Origin of the sequence: Epilithonimonas sp., assembly GCF_032055105.1 — a bacterium.
Taxonomy (GTDB): domain Bacteria; phylum Bacteroidota; class Bacteroidia; order Flavobacteriales; family Weeksellaceae; genus Epilithonimonas.
In genome coordinates this window covers 77,243-99,629 of sequence record NZ_DAMBRK010000014.1, presented here as the reverse complement: position 1 = coordinate 99,629, position 22,387 = coordinate 77,243, and the positions used below count along the sequence as shown (strand labels likewise).

Genomic DNA, 22,387 nt, shown 5'->3' with positions numbered 1-22,387 from the left:
TCGTAATAATAAATCTAATCTTCATGCCCTCCTGAATTAGATAATTTAGCATTGACGAAGAATGCACCTTTTACCACAATGTTTGTATCAGGTGCAATTTTGGTCACTGGAGTGATTGCAGTATAACCTAGATCTGAAGAACCTTTAACAATTTCTATTTTCTCAAAATTCAATGTTTTTCCTTGATTCTTGGTATGCGCTGCCTCTTTTGTACCTTCCTCTTTCTCACCCCCTTCTTCCTCTTCAGCATGTTCTTCAGGCTTTTTAGAAGTCTGTATGAAAACATAGAATTTACCGTCAGCTTCCACGATTGCTTCATCAGGAACGGCAGCGGTGCTTGAGTTTCCAAGGCTTACCATTCCGGTAACATTCATCCCATCGATCAACCCCACTTTATTTCCTGTAACACTCGCATGTACAGAGATCGTTTTACTCTCATTTTCGAATGACGACCCGATACTAAATACGGTAGCGTTATACAAAGTTTCCGGATTATTGGTCAGCTTAAACTGTACAGTTTGTCCAACTTTCATTTTAGGTAGATCCTTTTCAAAAACCTGAAGATCTAAATGGATAGAACTATTATCAATAATATCAAGAACTGGTGATGCCACATCAACATAACTTCCAATCTGCGCATTGATACTGCTTACGGTTCCACTGATCGGTGAAGTTATAACCAACCCAGATCGTAGATTACCATTGCTTACTTTACCCGGGCTGATCCCCATAAGCTGGAGCTGTCTCTGTAGTGATGATCTTTGGGTTCTTAAACTTTTTAATTCAGCATCAGAGCTTTGCAGATTCTTTTTTGCTCCGGCATCATTATCAAATAGTTCACGTTGCCTTCTATATTCCTGTTCAGCAAACGCGATCCTGCTGTTCACTGTAAGATATTGCTCCTGAAGCTGAATATACTCGGGATTATTGATTGATGCAATTACCTGCCCTTTCCTCACATGATCTCCTATCTGTACATTTAATGTCTTAATCACCCCACCATACAGAGAGGTAACGGTAGCTTTTCTATTGTTGGGAACACTCAATACACCATTGGCTTTAACAAGTGAGGTCAGATCTTTCATCTCAATTTTACCTAAGGAGATTCCGACTGCTTTCATTTGTTCTTCTGTTAATGCCGCGATCGTTTGCGGTGCCTCTTCATGAGCCTCCTCTACCTGTTCGGTTTTTGCTTTTACTTCCGTTTCCTCAGAGGCTTCTTTTTTTCCACAGCTTAAGACTAAAAAAGAAATTAACAGCGTAGATACTATATTATATTTAATTTTCATTTTATTTGTTTATGATAGAATTAATGGTAATAACAGATTGATTAACCTGTTGAATCGATTCGAGATACTTTAATTGAATATTGGTAGAAGTCTGAAGCGCAAAAAGATATTCAACGTAGGAAATTTCTCCTGTTTTATATCCCAATTGTCCGGCTTTAGCTATTTTCTCAGCATTGGGTATAGCCTGATTAATATAATAATTATATTGCTCTACATCCTGCTGATATTGATTCAAAGCGTTTTCCAGTTGCGCTTCCAGCTGTTTTTGCTGTAATTTTGCATTAGATTCCGCTACTTGCTTTTGGAACTCCCAAGATTGCATTCTCGCTTTTGTAGCACCGAAAGTCAGGGGAATCGTAACGCCAATAGTTGCTGCGTGAAATCTATTTCCCGCATTAAAATTCCGATCCATACCATTGATCGTCTGGGTACCGATTAAAGACTGATTGGTGTAACCTATACTGAAATCAGGTAGGCCCAGAGACCTTTCAACGTTTTTATTTTTTTCTGCTATGGTCATCTCCTGATAGTAAGACCTTACTGTTGGATGATTCGCTATTGACGCGCTGTCAAATACATAATTAGCTTTCAGGGGCTCATAATTTGTGTTATAAGGAACCGAGATGTCTCCCGAAGTATTCAATAAGGTTTTTAAGTTTTTGTATGCATTATTCAAATAAACTTCATTTTGCTTCAACAACAAATTGATCTCCCCTTTCTGAGTTTCTGCAGTATTGATCTCTATCTTTTTAATATCTCCTGATTTAAATCTGACCGTAGCAATTCTTATAAAATCCTGATATAAACTATCCAGATTTTTTAATTTTGACTGGTTAAATTGCAGATATTCGATCTGATAGTAATAGGTCCTAACCTGTCTTGCAAGTTCGTTGACCGAAATCTCCTTATTGATCTGCTTTCCTTTGATCTGTTCAGCGATAAGTTCTCTTCTTGCTTTAAACAATGTTGGAAACGGAATACTTTGAGATATAGAAAAAGATTGATCGAATTTTTTACTGTTGTATTGGCCTAACTGAGCATCTAAACTCATTTTTGGAAGTTCTTTAGCAGTAGGTTTCAGTGCCTCTGTTACTTTAATATCCAAATCTTTCGACCGCATTAAATTATTGTTGGTCAATGCGATGCTCGTAGCTTCCTCAACTGTAACAGGGGTACCTTGTTGTGCGTTAAAGGTCTGTCCAATGAATAAAAAACCTAAAACTAAAACCGCTGTCAGTGGCTTATTACCTGAAGGCTTTTTGATTTTTAGTTTAGTACTGAAGATAATGTATAACATCGGTAAAACAAAAAGAGTCAAGAAAGTTGCTGTAACCAGTCCCCCGATTACAACGGTCGCCAAAGGTTTCTGAACTTCTGCCCCGGCTCCGGTTGAAATTGCCATAGGTAAAAATCCTAATGATGCGACTGTGGCTGTCATTAAAACAGGTCTCAGACGAGTTTTAGTTCCTTCCATCACACGTTTTAAAATATTGGTTTCACCTTCCTTCTCTAACTCGTTAAATGTTCCGATCAACACAATACCATTAAGTACCGCTACACCAAATAATGCAATAAACCCAATTCCCGCGCTGATACTAAAAGGCATACCGCGAAGCATTAACGCGAATATACCGCCGATAGCACTCATTGGAATTGCCGTAAAGATCAAGGCAGCCTGCTTTAGCGAACCAAAAGTAAAATATAACAGCATAAAGATCAAAAATAATGATACAGGTACAGCAATGGTCAGTCGTTTACTGGCAGCTTTAAGATTCTCAAATTGTCCGCCATATGTATAATAATATCCTGATGGTAATTTTTCTTTATTAAGCTTCTGCTGGATTTCTTCTACTACACTTTCTACATCTCGGCCTTTTACGTTAAAACCAATGACGATTCTCCTTTTACCTGCCTCACGACTAATCTGTGCGGGGCCAAGTTTATAATTGATATTGGACACCTGTGAAAGCGGGATCTGTATTCCTGTCTTCGTAGACACCATCAGATTGTTGACATCATCAATACTGGTTCTATGTAAACTATCCAAACGAACCACCAGATCAAACCTTCTTTCATTCTCAAATACCTGACCTGCAGCCTGACCTGCAAAAGCAGTACTTACAGCAGTATTTACGTCTTTAATATTCAGCCCGTAATTAGCCATTCTTGTGCGGTCATATTCAACATTAATTTGCGGAAGACCACTAACACGTTCGATCTGTGGAGCACTCGCACCATTAACAGACTGAATAATTTTTGCTGTTTTATCCGCATATATCGCTAAAGAATCTAAATTTTCACCGAAAATTTTAACCGCTACATCTTGTCTGATTCCTGTCATCAACTCATTGAAACGCATCTGGATCGGTTGATTTTTTTCGAAAAATACCCCGGGAATAGCTTCAAGCTTTTCAGAGATCTCATCTGCTAATTCATCATATGATTTTTTTGTTTTCCATTCACTTTGCGGTTTTAAGATCACCATCATATCAGTAGCTTCAGGAGGCATTGGATCAGTAGGCACTTCAGCAGCACCGGTCTTCCCTACAACCATTTTAACTTCGTCAAACTGCTTGATCAGCCTGGAGGCCTGCATAGAGGTTTCAATACTCTGACTTAATGAACTTCCCTGTGGAAGAATACAGTGAAAAGCAAAATCACCTTCTTGGAGTTGAGGGATAAACTCGCCCCCCATTCTTCCAAATATAAATAATGAAACTGCAAATAATGCAACAGTAACACTTACTAACCAATATTTTACTTTTAAAGCTTTCTCTAGTAGAGGTTGATAGATTTTTTGGAGTCGGTTCATCATTTTATCTGAGAAATTTTCTTTATGCGAGATTTTCTTCGATAAAAAAAGTGCACTCATCATTGGAATATAGGTCAATGATAATATCAATGCACCAAAGATTGCAAAACCTACAGTTTTAGCCATCGGAGTAAACATCTTACCCTCAACACCTACTAACGTTAAAATAGGAATGTAGACAATCAAAATAATAATCTCCCCAAATGCTGCGCTGCTTCTGATTTTAGAAGCTGAAAGAAATACCTCTTCATCCATCTCAGACTGGGTAAGAAGACGTGTTGTTTTCCGCAATCCTAAGTGATGAAGAGTCGCTTCAACAATAATAACAGCTCCGTCGACAATTAATCCAAAATCAATCGCCCCTAAACTCATTAAGTTGGCACTTACTCCGAAAACGTTCATCATTCCCAAAGCAAAGAGTAAGGACAACGGAATGGCAGATGCCACAATAAGACCGGCTCGTAAATTACCGAGAAATACTACCAGCACAAAAATCACTATCAACGCTCCTTCGATAAGATTTTTCTCGACAGTATCAATAGCTCTGCCAACTAGATTAGTTCTGTCTAAATAAGGCTCAATAATCACATCAGTAGGTAAAGATTTTTGAATAGTTGGTATTTTTTCTTTGATTAATTGCACTACCTCATTACTATTAGCACCTTTAAGCATCATCACCACTCCACCTACAGCATCCACCTCACCATTAAATGTCATGGCACCATATCGAACCGCACTTCCCAAACGAACCTCAGCAACATCTTTAATGAATATAGGCACACTCCCTGTTTCATTTTTAACTACAACATTCCCAACATCTTCAAGAGAGGTCACAAGTCCAATTCCACGGATAAAATAAGCATTAGGCTTTTTGTCAATGTAGGCTCCGCCTGTGTTCTGATTATTTTTTTCAAGAGCTGCAAAAATATCAGAAATACTAACTCCCATCGCTCGTAGACGATCAGGGTTAACAGCGACCTCATATTGTTTTAGCTGTCCTCCGAAGCTGTTAATCTCTGCAACTCCGGGAGTACCATTAAGCTGTCTTCGAACGATCCAGTCCTGCATTGTACGAAGTTCTTTGGAATCGTATTTTTTCTCACTTCCTTTCTTTGGATGAAGGATGTATTGATATACTTCCCCAAGTCCTGTACTTACCGGAGCCAACTCTGGTGTGCCAATTCCTTTTGGAATTTCTTCAGCAGCCTGCTTCAGCTTTTCACTGATCAATTGGCGGGCAAAATAAACGTCAACCTCTTCTTTAAATACAACAGTGATTACAGACAAACCGAATCGTGAAATACTTCTGGTCTCCTCAATATCAGGAACATTAGCAATACTCTGTTCTATAGGGAATGTCACCAACTGTTCAACTTCCTGACCGGCCAAAGTAGGACATACCGTGATTATTTGAACCTGATTGTTGGTGATGTCGGGTGTGGCATCGATCGGAAGTTTGGTTGCGCTCCAAACTCCCCAAATAATCAACAACAAGGTCATTATACCAATGACAATCTTGTTCTTGATGCTAAATCTTATGATTTTATCTAACATGAGAATATAATTTTTATTGAATGTCACAACTACCTTTTGGAACAACTATTTGTTCTAAAAATCGAGCGACAAAAATGAGTAAGAATACAACGCAATGCTATTGCAATGTTTCCATAACTGTTTTGACGAAAGACAATTCTTCCGTCTGATTAACAAAAATTATATTTTAGGAGGTTGCCATATCTGATCGTACACCAAATATGCAAAGTCATTCTTTATGAAAAGAATTTTTTTAGAATAGTACTCTTTTATCTGTTTACGATATTCTAAAACAGGATTTATTTTGAGCGAAGTAACGCTGATTCTGCAGCAATTACAATAACAAAAAGGAGAACAAGAATCTGTTTTTGAATGAGCATCGTTTTGCTCAGATTTTATATAGGAATATGATACATTTTCATTTTTTGATTGCGCTTTTGCAACATCCATGCATGGCATTAATGATAATGCCATGAAGTAGACTGTAAAAAGCAATCTTAGAAAATTCATGCGACAAAGTTAATTATTTTATATTTATAAATATATATTAAATTTTATCTATTTTTTTAAAATTTATTACTAACAAGACTTTTAAAAAAAATTATTTATACTACAGTATCTTACAAAGCACAAATCTCTTTTAATAATCCGTACTAAACAATCAATATAAATATATCTTACTAAGCTATATACAAATAAATAACTACCTTCTTCGGACAACATTCTGAAAATTATCTAAGTAAATATTCTCTTTTTGGTTTAATACTTTATCTATAAAATCTACTGTTGTTAAATTGTTATATAAAACTGTATTTTCCCTCGCTCTTTCTCTCACATAATTTCTATTTTCATTCGCTTTAAGCTGTTCCTCTTTTTCTATTCTGTATTGAACTACTAAATTTTCTCTAACTGCTGGAAGCTCTTCCAGCTTTTTATCCAGTTCCGCAATTTTATCTTCAGTCATTTTGGTTTGATATTCAATTTGAGTAACATCTATTCCTTTCTGAGCTAAATTTTCAATTACTTCTTGTACTTGAACTTTATGAAGTTCAATTGTTTTTTGATATGATGGTAATTGGGTTGCCCAATATTCAGCATTTGCATCGCCATTTTTCGAATAGCCTTCAATTCTATTATATGAATGCTCGGCTTGGGTTACCAATTCTTTTACTTTCAAAACATCTTCATATTTTCTCAGAACAAATGCACTATCGGCCAAATGTTTATTTTTTTCACTTTCAATCTTCTTTTTAATGAGTTCGATTTCGATATTGGCTCTGGTTTCGGGATTGGTAATGATGGAGGTTTTTAATTCTTGAGTCCTGATGTCTGAAATATCCAAAACATCGGCTCCTTTTTTCATTGCTTCTAAATATCTTGCCTGTTTGGATTGCAGTTTTTGAAGCATAAACACATCAATACTGTCATTGGTCAGCATAAAATTAACCCGCACATTTTCGTTCTTGTTTCCTTGCCTCCAGGCTCGTCCTTCCACTTGTCGGAGTGACGTAAAATTATATGGCAACGTAAGCATATAAACATCGGTTGTGTTTTCCTGAAGGTTCATTCCTTCCTGAATGGCTTCACTTCCAATAACTACTTTTATTTTTCCTTCATTAAAATCATTTTGAATAGAAATTCTTTGGTTTTTATTGGTCGCCCCGGTAATGATTCCGATTTCTTCGGGTTTGTAACCAATTTCTGTTATGAGATATTCTTTTATTTTTGGAAACTGAGCAACTGCTAATTCAGAATACACAATTTGTCCTGAGTCAGGAAGATCTTTTTTGTTCTGCCTTATCAAATCCATCGTGTCTTTTAACTTCGGAGAATTTTCTATGAATTTTTTTATTGAAGGTTCTTCGCCATCATAAAATGGCGATAAATACGGTGAAATAGCAATCAATCTGGCATTGAGAATATGTGTTAAAATTGCTCCTTTTTCAGTCTCACTGAAATTTTCATTGAGCAGCTCATACTGTTCTCTTGTGAGATCATTCTGTTCAATTTTATATTCTTTGTTAATTTTGTTGGGACGAATTAATTCAGGATTGTCTTCTTCTCCTTTTATATCAATGAATTCCGAAAGTAATTGTTGAAACAGCGAATTATTTTTAAATCTCCGAACGTTGGCTTTAAATTTCACATCACCCTTTGCATCAATTTCCATATCATTATCCGCTTCCATAAAGGTCTCGAAGAAAGTATTGACGTTGAAATATCCCGATTCTTCTAATCTTTTATTTGCTATTAAAGAAAGAATGGAATAATATTCCAAAGGCTTGTTGGTAAAAGGCGTTGCGGAAAGCAAGGTCACATTTCTTCCGTCGTTTTTGTCTTGAATGTACTGAGCTGCCATCCAGGTATTGATTCCCAGTTTGGAAGTCTGTTGGTTTTGACTTCTAAAATCGGACGCAAATCTTCGGTCCTCAATTTTTACTTTTCCTACAATATGATTGGCATTGTGAACTTCGTCGTAAGTCAAATGGTCGAATCCAAAATCTTCCCAGTCATAGATTTTACCACGCTTCATTTTTCCCTCAATCTCCTTTTCTTTCTGAAACTCAATTTGGAGGTCTCTTTCGGTATTGGTAACGCCCTTCATTTCACTTGCAGAGATGTAACTGAATTTTGACGAAAGTTCTTCGGTTATTTCTGATGAAAATCCAATATTGTTAAAACCTTCATAAGTAACGATGGTTATTTCTCCGTCTTTATTATCAAATTTTGAAAGGTCATAATCTTTCCCCAAATTCCCTAAAACATTAACTTTCGCGTTGGGAATCGTTTCAAAAATCGTTTCCACCCATTGTTTCATAATGCTGTCATTCGGAACTACGATGATTGGTCTTTTCGCATTTCCTCTTTCCATTGCTTCGTGCATTGAAAGGATTCCGGACAATGTTTTTCCATAACCCACTTCGTGCGCTAAAAGTCCTACGCCTTTTGTGGTCTGTCTTCCGATTCCCGCCTTCTGAACCTCTGCTAATCTAAATTCCTTTCCTTTGAAATTCTTATGAATCTTTGAAAACAATGGGAATTTAGAATAATCCGGAACGTGGATGTTATTGTAATTGCGGTTAAAATCTTTTACAAAACGAGTTCTAATGTCATCTGATAATTCTTCACGTACAAATTTGTAAAACAAATCATTCGCAGCAGCTTTTCGTCTTTCTCTGACTAACGCATTTCGCTCTTTATCGCTTCCTGTAACCGTTTCATTATCTACAAAGCTTCGCACTTCCCAAGCTGAAGAACCCGCAAAGGCTTCACTTGACAAAGTGCCTACAAAGTCTTTGAATCTTTCCGCAAGATTGTAATCTACAATGACTGATTCGGTACGTTTTGTAATATGATTATATTGGTCTTTTTCTATTTGGCCTAACTCAAATTTGTGCACGAACTCGTGGTTCGGACTGATATAAATTTCATCTAAAGATTTCGCTTTTGGTAGAACATTTTCTAATAATGCTTTTTGTTTTTCGTACTGATTTTCCGTTCCACCAACAGCATTTTTATCTGCAAAATCTTTTTCGAGCTGCTCTAACTTCGCATAAATATTTCCTTCTGCATAATAAAAATCGTGAATCCAAACTCCATCAGAATAATTTGAAAATTTGGAATGTTTTTCGTGATTGTTGAGCGTTCCATCGTAAGATGTATCTCTGAATGCTTCAATTTGTTCTTTCGTAATGTTTGAACTATTTTGCAAGGAAGTATTTACAATTTCATCCTGTTTGGAGAATTGATATTTTAAAATTCCTTTCTTTATGGAAGGCTCCGTTTGGACTTTATATTCCTTCTCAGTTCTCGTATTGTGAATAGAAATTATTCTATCACTTTTTTCTATCAATTCTTTTAATTTTTCTTCTGAAAACGATGCTGGTTTTGTGATTAAATCTTCGCGCAGTTTTTCATACTTTCTTATTTCAGTCGTAATGGTGGGAGATTTAAACTTGATGTTATTGAGTTTAGAAAGTACCAATTCAATTTTTTCTTGAGTTTCTGTTAAATTCAACTCATCTATTTTCTCCGCAATAATTTCTTTTTTTACAGGAACTTTTGTAACAGAATTGGACTCAGTATTTTCTAAAAACAAATCTTCAAAAAGATTTCCGATTCTCTCGGTTTCTTTTTTATTTTTAAATTGTTCAATCTTAAAGAGAGCTTCATCCAAATTTCCGTGGATATAATTTTCCAAACGCCCAAAACGATTGGTTTTCTCACGGTTTTCCCCGAGAACTCTTGTGTGATTATTTTCAAAATATTTGGAAATATCCGCAGAAATCTGGTGATTGTTTTTTTTGAGAATGATAATATCCGTTCCGATTTGTGTTCCTGCAAAAGCGCCATTGGGTAAACGGAAACCTTCCAAAACACTAGCATTCTGTAAATTCTTTTGTCGGTTGAGCCAACCTGATGGAAGAACCATCGCCAAAACGCCGTTGGGTTTCAAAGAATCTAATGACCGTTTAACAAAATAATCTTCGTATTTTGAAATTTTAGGTTCTTCGCCTAATCCTTTGTAAAGCCCACGATGTTCGCCATAAGGCGGATTTCCGATGACCAAATCATATCTTTCTGAAAAATCTTTTGAGTCTTTTTTATTACCTCTGTCATCAATAAATTCAGTTTCAAACGAACGAAGGTTGATCTCGACTTCGGGATGTAGAATTTTTGCAATTTTCGCCGTGGTTTCGTTGATTTCAAAGCCTGTAATTTTAGAATTTACAGATAATTCGCGAGTGGCATAGATAAAATTTCCTGTACCAACGCTGGGTTCTAAAACAGAAATTTCTTTTTGAGTTTTGAAATGGTCTTTGATTAAATTGCGGACTGCATCGACAATTTTATCTTGTGTGTAATATTCATCTAAAATCCCTCTGCCTTCTTTTGCGGTTCCGCCACTTTGGAATTGATTGCAGATTTCTTTTAAATCATCCGTGACTTTCAGATTTTCTTTGAGAAGAATTCTGTTGTCATTAGAAACAAAACAAGCTGCAGAAACTACTTCCGCAACTTGTTCATTATTAAGTTTTCGCCCTTTATATTTTGAAATGAGAACATCTAGCTCTACCTTATTTGTTGAATTTTCACTTACCTCGGAAGGTCTTCTATCGGATCTTCTTCTATCGGATATAGCTCTCCCGGATACGATTCCGCCCAAGGAATATTCTCTTCCCTCATTTTTTTCATCATTTTGCGGTTGTGTTCCTCCATTGGATCCTCTTCCTCGGTTTCGGTTTCCCAAATCGCTCCGTTCTGTGCCTGCAAGTCCATTTCCAGCATTGTTGCTGCCCACTGCTTGTCCGCTTTCGTAACTTCCGTTTTGCTCGGATTGGATTTTTGAGCCAAGTTCTCCAGTGTTTTGTTCAGGTGTTCCGTTTCCCACTTGCTGAGGATCGGATGTTGTTCCGGATTCAATTGCATTGCTTTCATTTTCAGAAATTTTTGGTTCAACTAAATTAGTATTTTTATCTTGAAAATTGAGTTTATTCTCTAAATATTCGGTCAGGTCTTGATTCCCATTTTCAGAAATTTCATACAACGGACGAACGTCTTTGATATTTTTGCCATTAAATTCTGTAAGAATTTTTCTGGTTATTGCATTTCCTGTTCTGTCCCCGCTCAGACATAAAAACATTTTGCCATCATAATTCTGGTATCTATTGAGGAACTTTTTGCTATTGGAACCGGAATTTAAGGTAATAATTGTTCTATTATTGACTTGCTTGTTCAATTGAAGAAGCTCCAAGAATGAAAGCATATCCTTACTGTTTGTGAAAACAATAAGTTCCTTTTTATTTCCTTCAACTACAGAAATGTCATCATTTATCTCATTAAAAAAATCTTCATCTTTCACTTTTTTCTGTTTTTTATGAAGTGGTTAAATTCAAAAATTTCTTTGGCTTCACTGTCCCAGTTTTTTCTTGATATTAATTGAAGCGTCACGAATATGTCCGTCTTTTTATTGTAAGAATCAATCCTTTCGAGCCTTCCGTGGTAGTCCTTTTCCGCGTGTTTGTAAATAGAGTACGGTAAAATAGTATCCGTTGGATAAATGTAAAACCGGGTGTACATCCAAGGTGAGTTGATTTCAAATCGTTTGTATTTTTTCTTAAACAAAACCGTATCATTCAGATTTTTTCTGTTTCTGTAATTGGGGATTTTTTCCTGAGAAAACAATGTTCCTCCTTTTTTCTTTTCAACCGAAAGCGGCTTTTGTTTCTTTATGATGTCTGACAGAATAATTTTGCCGGGATTTTCATTTTCAATAGTATAGCACAATGAATCTTTAATGAAATAAATCTGTTGGGTTATTTCGGGAGCATCAACATCCGGAATCCTTTCTATTATGGAATCTCCTGAATAATTAAGGCTTGACAAATGAAAACTTTGGATATTGTTCAGATTTTTGGAAACATCAAAATATACATTGGAGACAACATCGATTCCTCCTTTTTCGGATTTGATTTCTTTGTGGCAGGAAGTGCTTACAAAAAGAAAAAACAAGCTGGGTAGTATTAAAAGTTTTTTCATAGATATAGGGTTTAAAAAAGCGGCAGCCTAATTAATTTGACTTACCGCTGGGAAATAAATGATTGGTTGTAAGTGTTATCTATCGTTTAATACTTTGTTCTTTCACGTTATTTTTTTCGTGCTTGTTGTCTTGTTCCAAACCTTCTAAAGGCTTGTTGGTATTGATTCTGTTCATATCAGAATCATACAGATTCAGATTTTTGTATTGCGGATTCAGCACCGCTTTGCCTTCTATTACTTTATCATCCAATTCAAATTTTACCTTCACGATATTTCCTTTTTCCAAAGATTTTATGGTACTTTCCTTCCATTCCGGCTTATCGAAGATCAGTTTGGATTTTTCTACGATCTGAGCCGTATCAACTCCATAATTTTTGTAAAAATTCTGGAAATTGTAATTTCCTTTTTCGGTTTTGGGTTCGTTAAAATTCAGTTTGGCAAATGCAGGTTCTATTTTTTCTGTTTTCGGATTGTGAAATTGTATTTTTACCGTACGCCCTTCCAAAAGGTTGACTGCTTCTTTAGCAGTAAATGTATTCACCCTGTTAACAGGAAAATTGTGGGAGATAACGTCGCCATTTGCTTTAGTGAGTTTAGCATTATAAAAATTCATAAAGACACTTCCATTTTCTATCTTATTGAATTTTAACGTGAATTCCATTTCATTTCCGGGCATCGTTTTGTCGGAAGTGGTTTTAATTTCGAACTCTTTTTCGGGAGCATTAATTCCGTTTTCTAAATCTTTGTGCAGTTGTTCTCCTTCTCCGAAACCAAGATATTTTAATTGAAATTTCGGATACTGAGATGGTTCATATTCGTTCTGTGTTTCCATAATGTTTGGGGTTTGATTGTTAAATTTTATATCATTCATTGTTAATATTCTGTTTCTTGAAAAAACATTTTCATCCAGATAATTTTTTAGAATTTCACCGCTATCCAATAATTCGTAGGATTCCCCATATAGCTGTTTTTCCAATAGGCCGAAAGCCAATTCGTATTTGTCATTTTTTGACAACGTATGACCATCAATAACATTTGGGATTGTGTCCATTTGTGCCTTTGTAAGAGAATAATCTCCATCTGTTGTTCCGAATTCCATTTTCTCTGAATAAGCTTTTCTTTGGCTCGCTGTGATCTGCAAGTTCTCCAGTATGAATTCGTTTTCTTTCATAAAGATCCTGTATTTGAGAATATCATTTTTTTTCTCTTCGGAAAGTTTCGGATAAAGATTATTTTGCACCGCTTTTGCTTTTAAGTCGTTTTCGACATAGCTTTTGAATTCGTTCAAACTTTTTGGAGCATCATAAAAATCTCTCATACCTGTCCATTCTCGCCGACCGTACGGTAATGTATATTCCTGAGTTTGCAGATCATAGCTGTAATACCTATGACCGCTTGGACTCTTCAGCGAGCCACTCCCATCATCGTAATCGTTCCAGGTCCAGCCGTCCGGAAGGTCAGATGCAGGGGTTAAATTTTCTTCAAAGCCTTCATCTGAAAAAAAGTCTGCATTTTCTTCCAGATCAGTCATTTCAATTTGATGAACCCCTTCTAATGATAACTTTACAGCTTCAACTTCATAATTTCGATAATGATGAGCTTGCTTTTCATCAATTTGCGTATAGGTCAATCCGGAACTTAAATCAGTTTTTTTCTCCAATTCCTGAGCCCAGAGATCAGAGAGAAATTTCTGTTTTATGGACTCATTACTTATAGCAATTTCAGTAGACTCCCTGTTATTTTGCAAAATCAAATGTTTATTGGCTAGTTGCTGCTTTTCAATAAATCTGACTAATTCAGCGGTAGTATTAAATTTATCCTCAATAGGGAAACCCTGATTTGAATTGAAAAATGTTTTCAATGTAAAATTTGAACCTTGAATAAATTCTTTTCCCTTAGATTGATGAATTGCCATAAACTTTTTCTCTCTATCGGTAAACAGCCTCTCTCCGTCCCGAAAAAACTGTTCAGGTGAAGTGTTTTCAATTTCCTTCACAAAATTTTTATAAGCCTTCGTTCTGGGAACTATATTCTTATCAAACCAGGTTAGATTGTCTTCCATTTTTTCCACCTATTAAGCTATCTTCTAAAACCTCTTGACTTTGGTATTTCCTCGTCCTGCTCTTGGCTTTCCTCATCTCTCATTCGATTGGCATCCTGATAGACATCAGGGTCGTTCACATTTAGTTGTAAATCTGATTTTTCCTGCTTTTGAGAGTGATTTTGCTTTTCAGAGATTCCAGCAACTGTATTAAATTCTTTGGATACAATATTCAAATCATTCGTAATTTCTTTTGCCATTTCTGGGAACTGAACAATTTTATCTTGCAGAAAAGATTTAAGTTTTAGAAGTTCTGCTATGTAACGGTTAAGTTCTTCTGTATTTTTTTTATCTGCAATAATTGCGGTCAATTCTCTTGCATTTTTAATGAAATCAAATTCAACTACTTTTTCGGTCTCTTTGTCAAAAATGAAAGCTTTTTTTTCGAAACTCAGTTCATTTTCAGATTTAGAAACATTCTTGACATCAGTATATTGAATATTATTTTTACTGTTTTCGAGGATGTCAGAAATACTTTTATCTCTTTCCAAAAAGATGACCTTCAGTTTAGTATTATTATCAGTCAGCTGAAAAGTCGCCCTGTTTTTGTCGTGGTCTGCAACGATGGTATATCCTTGCAGAAATTTCTGAACATCCTCTATATTTAGCTTTTTAGAGAAAGAATTATCCTCATTAATAATTCCGTATTTTTTCAGTTCATCGGTAGGTAAGGTTATGTTATTCATTGTATGTTGCTATTAAATTGTTTACTTTTATGAGGTCATTTAAAAAATGAGAAGGATTGATGTTTTGTCCGAATTCTTTCACCGAAAAATGCAGATGTGGTCCTGTGGAGTTTCCGGTATTCCCGCTTTTTCCGATGACAAATCCAGCTTTTACTATTTCTCCAGCTCGATAATACATTTCTGAAAGATGTAGATAGGAAGTTTCGAAACGGTTAAAATGTTTTACCTTTATGAAATTCCCTCCGCCTTTAGAATCCCAACCGGTTGCTGTAACAATTCCATCCATTACAGAATAGACATTCTCATAACTGGCTTTAAGGTCGATGCCGTTGTGCGTTTTTTTTGTTCCGAAAATAGGATGAGTTCTTGTCCCATAAGAAGATGTAATGGTGATCTTGTTTTTAAGAGGCATTACAATTTTTGAAAAAGATGCTGCAGGTTCGTCTACAAAATCATACGTTGTAAAAAAGTTTTGTTTTTTTGATGCTTTCTTTGTTTCTTCTACTCTATTTTGTGCTTGCAGCATCAAAGAATCTTTCAGTTTTTCAAACTCATTTTTTCGTATTTCTTTTACACTGCTATACTCTTTAATCAGTGTTTTCAGTGAATCTATTTGACTCGTTAACCACTTCGTCGAACCTTTGGTTTCATTTTTTAAATCTGATTTTGTGGTGATATTTAAAACTTGCTTCCAAGATTTCTTAGCCTTCTTTTGTTTTACCGGATCTTCAATATTAGATTTTTCGGATACCTTTGGATTTTCAGATTTTTTCGGTATTGTTGGTGTAATCGTATTGAATTGGGCAAAGCATAAGCAGCTGTAAAACAGCGCCATCAATGTAAATGTGTATTTTAGTTTTTTCATTTTACGCAGCTTTAATATTTTCATTCACAATGAGTTCCACTTCTTTGTTGATCTTTCTAAAGTTGGTCATCAGCACTTCTTCTTTGCGGTTAACCCCTTTTTTATCTACAAAAGAGTAATAAGATGGCATTTTAACATAGTTTTTTTCTTCTTCTTGAATCGCTTTCATATCCAGGTTAATTTTACCACTAATTGCAGACGTTTTATATTCCTCAGCATCATTTTCTTCTCCCTGTGCGATCATTCCAACCATTTCTCCGGTTTTCAGAGCCGCAATTTTTCCGGCAGGAATCATATTGTCCATCTTTTCATTAATACTGGTGGTCGTCCCTTGCTGTGAAATTGATTGTGAGTATGATTTCTGTTTAATTTTCCCAAATAGTTTTTCCAACCAATCCAATGTATTTTTGTCTCTGGCAGAACCGGAAATAATATTTCCAACAATCGCAGAAATAGTATCTGCAACTTCTTTTTTGTAGAACTGTCTGAGCTGCGGAATTTCTTGTAATCCAAGCATTACAGCAACTTTATTGCTTCTTGCAGTGGCCACGATGTTATCAATTTTATGAATATAAATCGTCGGAAATTCGTCTGCGATAATTCCTCCCGGTAAATTGTGCTTGGAATTGATCAATCTTAAAGTCCTGTTTAACACCGAGGAATAAAGGGCTGAGTTAATATCCTGTGTTCCCGGATCTGATGCTAATATGATAATGGATGGATTTTCACGATCAGTAATCTTCAATTCCACTTCATCTCCCGAAAACACCCAAAAGCTTTCTTTAGTTGCCAATCGGGAAAGGAATATTTTCAAAGTTCCAATTTGTCCTTCCAGCTGATCAAACGCTTTGTTGTCATACGCCGTTTTGAAAGGCGAAAGCAAAGAGAAAATTTCTTCGTTGGTAAAAAGTGTGTCAAAAATTTCTTTATAACTGCGGTTCATAAAGGAAAGAATATGAGGCAGATCAGAATATTTTCCATTTTCAAATGTTGCAAAAAAATAAATACAGGAAGACAGAAAATTGATGGCGGATTGGGTAAAGAAAGCTTCAGAACCACCTCCGGAACTCGAACCTCCCTTCTGTAGAGATGAAACCATTGATTCTGCCATTTCCTGGGCTTCTGCTAAAGTTTGGATGTACTTTTTGTGAAATGGATTGACTCGTTTTGATTTTTCAACCTCTTTCAGATTAATGACGTGGAAATTGTAATCGTAGTCTGCTTCCTTACTTTTTTTCAACAAATAATGGTAGTATGCAATCTGTGCTAGATCAGGAAATTTAAAATCGTAGATGCAGAGACAGAAACCTTTTGCAATCATTTGTCTTATGGCAGGATTGATCACACCAAAAGATTTACCAGAACCTGGTGTTCCAATGACCATCGTTCCTCTAAAAGGATTGATGTTCATCCAACCTTTATTGCTTTTGTTTTTGTAACGGAACAAGTATGGAATATTGATTGTGACATCCGATGTTACCAATTCCTGATTTTGGTCGAAAGATTCTTCTTCAACATTCCATCGGTCTTTTCCCATTTTCTGCTGCATCAGTTTTGAAATACTATCTGCACCCATTTGAAGAATAACTGCCCCTAAAAAAGAAAGAACTGCATAGATTCCCTGATAGAGATTAAATCCGGGAAACACTCTTGGAAGTTTTTCATTTCCTGCCTCATTCTGCCAAACCAGTGAAGAAAAAATCATCAGCAATCCCAAAATCATAGGAGCAATAATCTCTTTACTAATATTAAGGTCTTTCTTTTTCTTGGCTTTTGTTCCGACAGCCACTAATCCAATCAGAATCAATGTTGCAAATTTGGCATTGATAGGAGGGTAGATAAAACTCAACTTTGAAAAATTTTTCAACAAGTTTGATACTACCGGAACATTGGCATTAAGGTAGAAAAGCGAAGCACAATCGAGTGCTACGACTGCGTACACCGCTTTTTGTAGAAAGCCATAGATCTTTATTTGGTGTTGTTGCTCTTGCATTAAGAATAATTTTCGAAATATTGATTCAGTAATTTGTGTTCTTCCAGTAAACTATCGTGTAGCTTCTGTTGCCGTTCCTGCAAATTTTTATGATGTTCCTGTATTTTAACAAGTTTGGCATTCAACAGATTCAATTTATTTATTAATTCATTTCCTCTTTTTTCGACACTCTCGATAATGTATGAGTGACCTGGCTCTTCAGATATTTTATCACACCAATCTTTAAGGTTTAACACCCTTTTATAGGCAATGATAAATTCTTTTCGTTTTTTATAAATAATAATTATAGCAACAGAATGGTAGGTAAATAGTAATATCACCAGTGCAAAACACAGCATAACTGTAAAATTTTCCATAGTCTTAATATTAAAAGGTATCTGCTTTCAGAATATCTGAATAGTTGACTTTCATTTCTATGGTGCGCCCCGAGAGCTGTTCTTCAATCAAGCGAATCATCATCACTTTACTGTTTGGGTAAGTGAATTTTTTGAAAACATAAATATTCCTGAAATTTTTTCTGAAGTGTTTCTGCGGATTGAGCTGTAAAATGGGTGTTAGATCTACACTTTGGTTATTGGTGGCTTTGTGTATTTTTTTGTCTTCCAAGGAGAATTTCAAATCCTCAATATCATAGTTCAGATTAGAATTATTCTTGATGGTCATATCTAAAAAAATATAAGCACTCATCACATAGACATTATTGAGCTGGAAGCTGAGTTTTAGATTTTTTTCTTCTCTAATCGGATTTTTTTCAGATTTTTTTCGAATAATATCCATCGAAAATTTTCTCAGTTCAAGATTAGAGAACACCATTTTATCAAATTCTACAGGCTGCATCGCTTCGGGCTGTATATGAATATTGGTAATCGTATTGAGGTTATCCTGATTTCTATGCACCACTTTATACTGTGCAATGAAAGATTGTGCGACAACGGTAATGATCCCAATAGTATTTCCATTAACAAAAACGGAAGGTATATTGATTTTTCCTTTCTCGTCAGAATCAGGATGGTCTGTGATCTTTATTCTGGCAATGTTTGTAGAAGGCAAATCTCCAGTCAGTTTTTCTGTTGACAAATCCACGTACTGAATGGGCTCAGGCGAGATAATATGCAGGTTGATGCCTTCGGTAATTTCAATCTCAGGTAAATCGGAAACAATCTGTTCTTTGGTTGCAGTTTGAGCCGTGAAAAATTGAGCTGTGAATATTAAAAGGGTGTATAATAAAGTTCTCATTGTTTTATTTTTTTTGTTGGTTTTGTGAATCTTTCAATTGATTTTCGTCGATCAAAAAGACATATGAGTTGTATTTCAGTTTTGCTTTATTTTCTTTGATCAGGTTGGCAATAGATTTAGATGTTGATGTAAACAGGCTGGATCCAATGCTTGAGAAAAATCCTTTTCCGCCCATATCCATCTGAGTTCCTTGTACTGAGTTACTTCCCATTTCCCGCATCATATCTCTGAAAACGCTTTGCGGAACGTACAATCCCTTCATCCCGTCAACATCATAAATCGAAAGATTGACAGGATAGATTTCTCCTTTTGTGAATACAGATACAATGTTGAGATTGACTCTCTGCATTGAAAATCCTGAGATTTGTCCGTATAATATCGAACCTTTGATTATTTTTTTGTTCCCGACAAAGATGTCTTCCAACAATCGGAACCTAATCCTGCTTCCAAGAAAGCCTTTGTTATTTTCGTCAATGACCGCTTTGATAAAGCTGTTTTCTTTCTCCTTATAGAAAGCATTGAAACCACTGTTGATTCCGGATTTGCTCACATTGAAAGTTGAATTAAGAAAATCTTCCATTTTCTCTTTATTGGACTTCAGTTTTTGTTCTGCTGCGAGTTTACTTTGGTACTCAGGATCACGGGATTTTTCTAAAGAATCCATCACGAGCATTTGTTCTTTCAGATATTTTACAGGGTCTGGTTGGACACTTTGTGTCTTTTCTTTTGGTGTATCTGCGTATTTATCTTCTTGGTTCCCGTAAGATTTGTCATTCAGCATTTTAATGATTTCTGAAGACCTGTTGTAATCTTTGTCATCCCTCTGTGATTGATTTGGTTTGTAATACGAGGATTGATTTTCTTTTGCCTGGTATCTGTTTTGTCTTCCGTTTTCTGCTTTTAAGGAGTCAATTTTTCTTTTTTGGTCCAGTGACAATTGGTCATCATAGTTCAATAAACTATCTTCTTCTTTATCCAAACCACCAAGCATCGTTCTGTTATCCTCTTTTTTGAAAAAAGCATCATACGCATCATTTTTGGTCATAATGGAATCTTGCGTATCGCCGAGTGATAGTGACAATTCTTTTGGTTTATTTTTTTCAGAAGTATCTTCTTTGAGAAACTGTGCTCCTACGTAGCCGAAAAGAAAAAGAAATGGCAGAGCCAAAAGAGGCAGAACATATTTTTTTTCTTTAAAATTTATTTTTTTAATGTCCATTTTTTAATTTTTGGTATTGGTTGAACAAGTAGTCAATTCGTAAACTGTCTTCTTTTTTCAGTGCGTTTTTGTCTCTTTTCACTTTTAAAGTTTTCAGTTCTTGTACTATTTTTTCCATCTCTTTATCATTGTTGACAGATAGATTTTGACTCGACTTATTTTTAGAATAGAGAACCGGAGGTCTTATTTTAAATGCTGTTTCGGAAGGGAAAAAGATACCTTGAATTAGAGACCCTATAAATGAAACCGACAGTAGAATCATTGAATACGTGAAGAATTTCTTTGGATTTTGAACTGCCCACTGCAGCCATTTCTGACCCTTTTGTTTTAATGTAGTTTCCATTTTAGTAAGAATTTTTATTTTGATTGGACAGTTCCTCGTTATTGATGATTCGCCAGTTTTTAAGAATCACACCGTGAGGATTATTGGGACTTCTGATGATGTCTTCAAAGAAACCTTCGGTGATGAGCTTCCTCGTAATGACAGAAGATTTTCTTGTGATCATCTGCTTACCGAAAAAGCTAAATTTCTTTTGTTCCATACTAAGCGTAATCGAATCGGTATGGATACTGACCATCGAACTGGAAGCTATTATTTGATTGTAAAATCCTTTTTCCCTTAGGTTCGTATATTCCTTTTTTCCGCTGTCATCAATAAGATACAATGACTTTTGAATATTATCCTTGATATAGGTATCATCGGGAGCGAGTGTGAAAAACAATCTGTGGAATAATTCAATTTGAGCTTTATATTCAACAGGTCGGTTCAGCAGGACATCAGTCTGCTTGGCAAGAACCGGAACGCCATTGTCTAAAATGTAAATTGATTTTCTGGAATCCTCGATCATTCTGTATGCAAAGAAAAATCCGGCAATGACAATGAAAACAGCAAAAGCAATGGTGGATAAAGAAATGACCTTGTTGATCTTGATTCTTTGTTCTATATTTTTGATAAGCATCTTTATTTTAGTTGTTGGTTGATAATGTTTGGTTGTTGGTCATTCGTACAACATTTATTTTCCTTTTTTCATCGCTCTTTGAACTCTGCCTGATGCTGAACCTGCTGCTGCACTTGCTGCTACAGAAGCTCCTCCTGTTTTGGCAGCCAATATTGCTGTTTTAGCACTGCTTGCCATTTTTCCTGCTGCACTTTTCATTTTCGTCATTGCTCCCGCCCCTCCTGCAGAAACAATACTGTCTGCAATGGTTGGGGTCATTAGTACTCCGATTCCCGTAACAACATAGGCAACACAGGTGAAAAGCTGATTGTAGATCATTCCGGAGTTGCTCACATAGACCATCAAAGCGTCTAAGTTGGTAATGGTTCCATTGGATAATAAGGTATCATACCTTTCGATCTCCATTGTATAACCGGAAGCGATCAATTGCTGACCGATGTTGATGATCGTATAGGCAACAAAAGTGTAAAGATTAATGTTGATGAATTTTGATACCCAACTGTATAATGAATTTTCAAATCCGGGAATAAGAGCCATTCCAACAGCTATCGGCCCCAAAATAATTAAAATGTAAGACCATATTTTTTGAATGAAGAAAATGAGATATACACAAATCCGAAGAATGGAAAGACAACAAAATTCAATGAGTTCTGCTACTAATTTTTGCATTTGGAACTCCATTCTTATCGACCATTCCTTGATGGGCTGAATGAGTTTATCCAATCCTTCGCTGATGTCATACCACGAATCATCCGCATCTTCAGTAGTATTCTCAATGACTTCCTGTTTGGCATCTTCTTCCGCCTTTAATTTGATGACAGCATCCAGTAATTGTTGCTGCTTTTTAAATCTCTCGACCCGTAAATCATTGACTTCCGATTCTATATCGTTGAAAATTGAGATTCCGGGTTCGGCAATGGCCTCAAATGGCGCTTGAATCATACTGACAAATCCACTCCAGTAAACAAGGGTAAATCCGATAAGAATTGGTTTCAACATCGGTGTGATTTCCCATTCTCTATCTCCGGCTGCCATTTGCCAACCCATGTACCCGAGGTACATCAGAGCGCCTAAACCGCCTATTGCTTTTCCTACCAAAGCTGAACCGGCGGCGCTATCCTGCACACTGTTGTCCAGTTTTGTAAAAACTTCCA

15 protein-coding genes are annotated in these 22,387 nt (G+C 35.9%); all 15 read right to left on the bottom strand.

Annotated elements, in window-relative coordinates; genetic code table 11:
• Positions 1-14: 14 nt before the first annotated feature.
• Positions 15-1,289 carry an efflux RND transporter periplasmic adaptor subunit gene (locus RTY06_RS12420; protein ID WP_028123472.1) on the bottom strand — a complete coding sequence of 425 codons (1,275 nt, stop codon included), beginning with the start codon at positions 1,287-1,289 and terminating at the stop codon, positions 15-17.
• Between the two features lies 1 nt (position 1,290).
• Positions 1,291-5,655 (bottom strand): CusA/CzcA family heavy metal efflux RND transporter, encoded by a 4,365-nt coding sequence (locus tag RTY06_RS12415; protein ID WP_081780193.1) that lies wholly within the window; start codon positions 5,653-5,655, stop codon positions 1,291-1,293.
• Positions 5,656-5,814: 159 nt separating this feature from the next.
• The gene (locus tag RTY06_RS12410; RefSeq protein WP_072410597.1) at positions 5,815-6,144 is read right to left on the bottom strand and encodes a DUF6660 family protein; all 330 of its coding nucleotides are present in this window, start codon (positions 6,142-6,144) and stop codon (positions 5,815-5,817) included.
• 193 nt (positions 6,145-6,337) lie between these two features.
• The gene (locus RTY06_RS12405) at positions 6,338-11,497 is read right to left on the bottom strand and encodes a helicase-related protein (protein WP_042279187.1); all 5,160 of its coding nucleotides are present in this window, start codon (positions 11,495-11,497) and stop codon (positions 6,338-6,340) included.
• The gene (locus RTY06_RS12400) at positions 11,494-12,174 is read right to left on the bottom strand and encodes a hypothetical protein (RefSeq protein WP_034975921.1); all 681 of its coding nucleotides are present in this window, start codon (positions 12,172-12,174) and stop codon (positions 11,494-11,496) included. The genes RTY06_RS12405 and RTY06_RS12400 overlap by 4 nt, the downstream gene beginning before the upstream one ends.
• A gap of 79 nt (positions 12,175-12,253) precedes the next feature.
• On the bottom strand, positions 12,254-14,236 hold the full coding sequence (locus RTY06_RS12395) for a hypothetical protein (RefSeq protein ID WP_312825246.1): 1,983 nt from the start codon (positions 14,234-14,236) through the stop codon (positions 12,254-12,256).
• A gap of 17 nt (positions 14,237-14,253) precedes the next feature.
• Entirely contained in the window at positions 14,254-14,961 is a 708-nt protein-coding gene (locus tag RTY06_RS12390; protein ID WP_034975922.1) for a hypothetical protein, read from the bottom strand.
• Complete coding sequence (locus RTY06_RS12385) at positions 14,954-15,826, bottom strand: M23 family metallopeptidase (RefSeq protein WP_051879935.1); 873 nt, start codon at positions 15,824-15,826, stop codon at positions 14,954-14,956. Before RTY06_RS12385 ends, RTY06_RS12390 begins: the two co-directional genes overlap by 8 nt.
• 1 nt (position 15,827) lies before the next feature.
• Entirely contained in the window at positions 15,828-17,819 is a 1,992-nt protein-coding gene (locus RTY06_RS12380; protein ID WP_034975924.1) for a type IV secretory system conjugative DNA transfer family protein, read from the bottom strand.
• A complete protein-coding gene (locus tag RTY06_RS12375) occupies positions 17,819-18,175 on the bottom strand; it encodes a hypothetical protein (RefSeq protein ID WP_028123307.1) in 357 nt (118 codons plus the stop codon). Before RTY06_RS12375 ends, RTY06_RS12380 begins: the two co-directional genes overlap by 1 nt.
• A gap of 10 nt (positions 18,176-18,185) precedes the next feature.
• The gene (locus RTY06_RS12370) at positions 18,186-19,055 is read right to left on the bottom strand and encodes a DUF4138 domain-containing protein (RefSeq protein ID WP_028123306.1); all 870 of its coding nucleotides are present in this window, start codon (positions 19,053-19,055) and stop codon (positions 18,186-18,188) included.
• 4 nt (positions 19,056-19,059) lie between these two features.
• Positions 19,060-20,268 (bottom strand): conjugative transposon protein TraM, encoded by a 1,209-nt coding sequence (gene traM / locus RTY06_RS12365; RefSeq protein WP_028123305.1) that lies wholly within the window; start codon positions 20,266-20,268, stop codon positions 19,060-19,062.
• Entirely contained in the window at positions 20,264-20,617 is a 354-nt protein-coding gene (locus RTY06_RS12360) for a hypothetical protein (protein WP_028123304.1), read from the bottom strand. The genes traM and RTY06_RS12360 overlap by 5 nt, the downstream gene beginning before the upstream one ends.
• Before the next feature lies 1 nt (position 20,618).
• Entirely contained in the window at positions 20,619-21,233 is a 615-nt protein-coding gene (traK, locus tag RTY06_RS12355; RefSeq protein ID WP_034975926.1) for a conjugative transposon protein TraK, read from the bottom strand.
• A gap of 54 nt (positions 21,234-21,287) precedes the next feature.
• Positions 21,288-22,358 carry a hypothetical protein gene (locus tag RTY06_RS12350; RefSeq protein WP_312825238.1) on the bottom strand — a complete coding sequence of 357 codons (1,071 nt, stop codon included), beginning with the start codon at positions 22,356-22,358 and terminating at the stop codon, positions 21,288-21,290.
• Positions 22,359-22,387 lie beyond the last annotated feature (29 nt).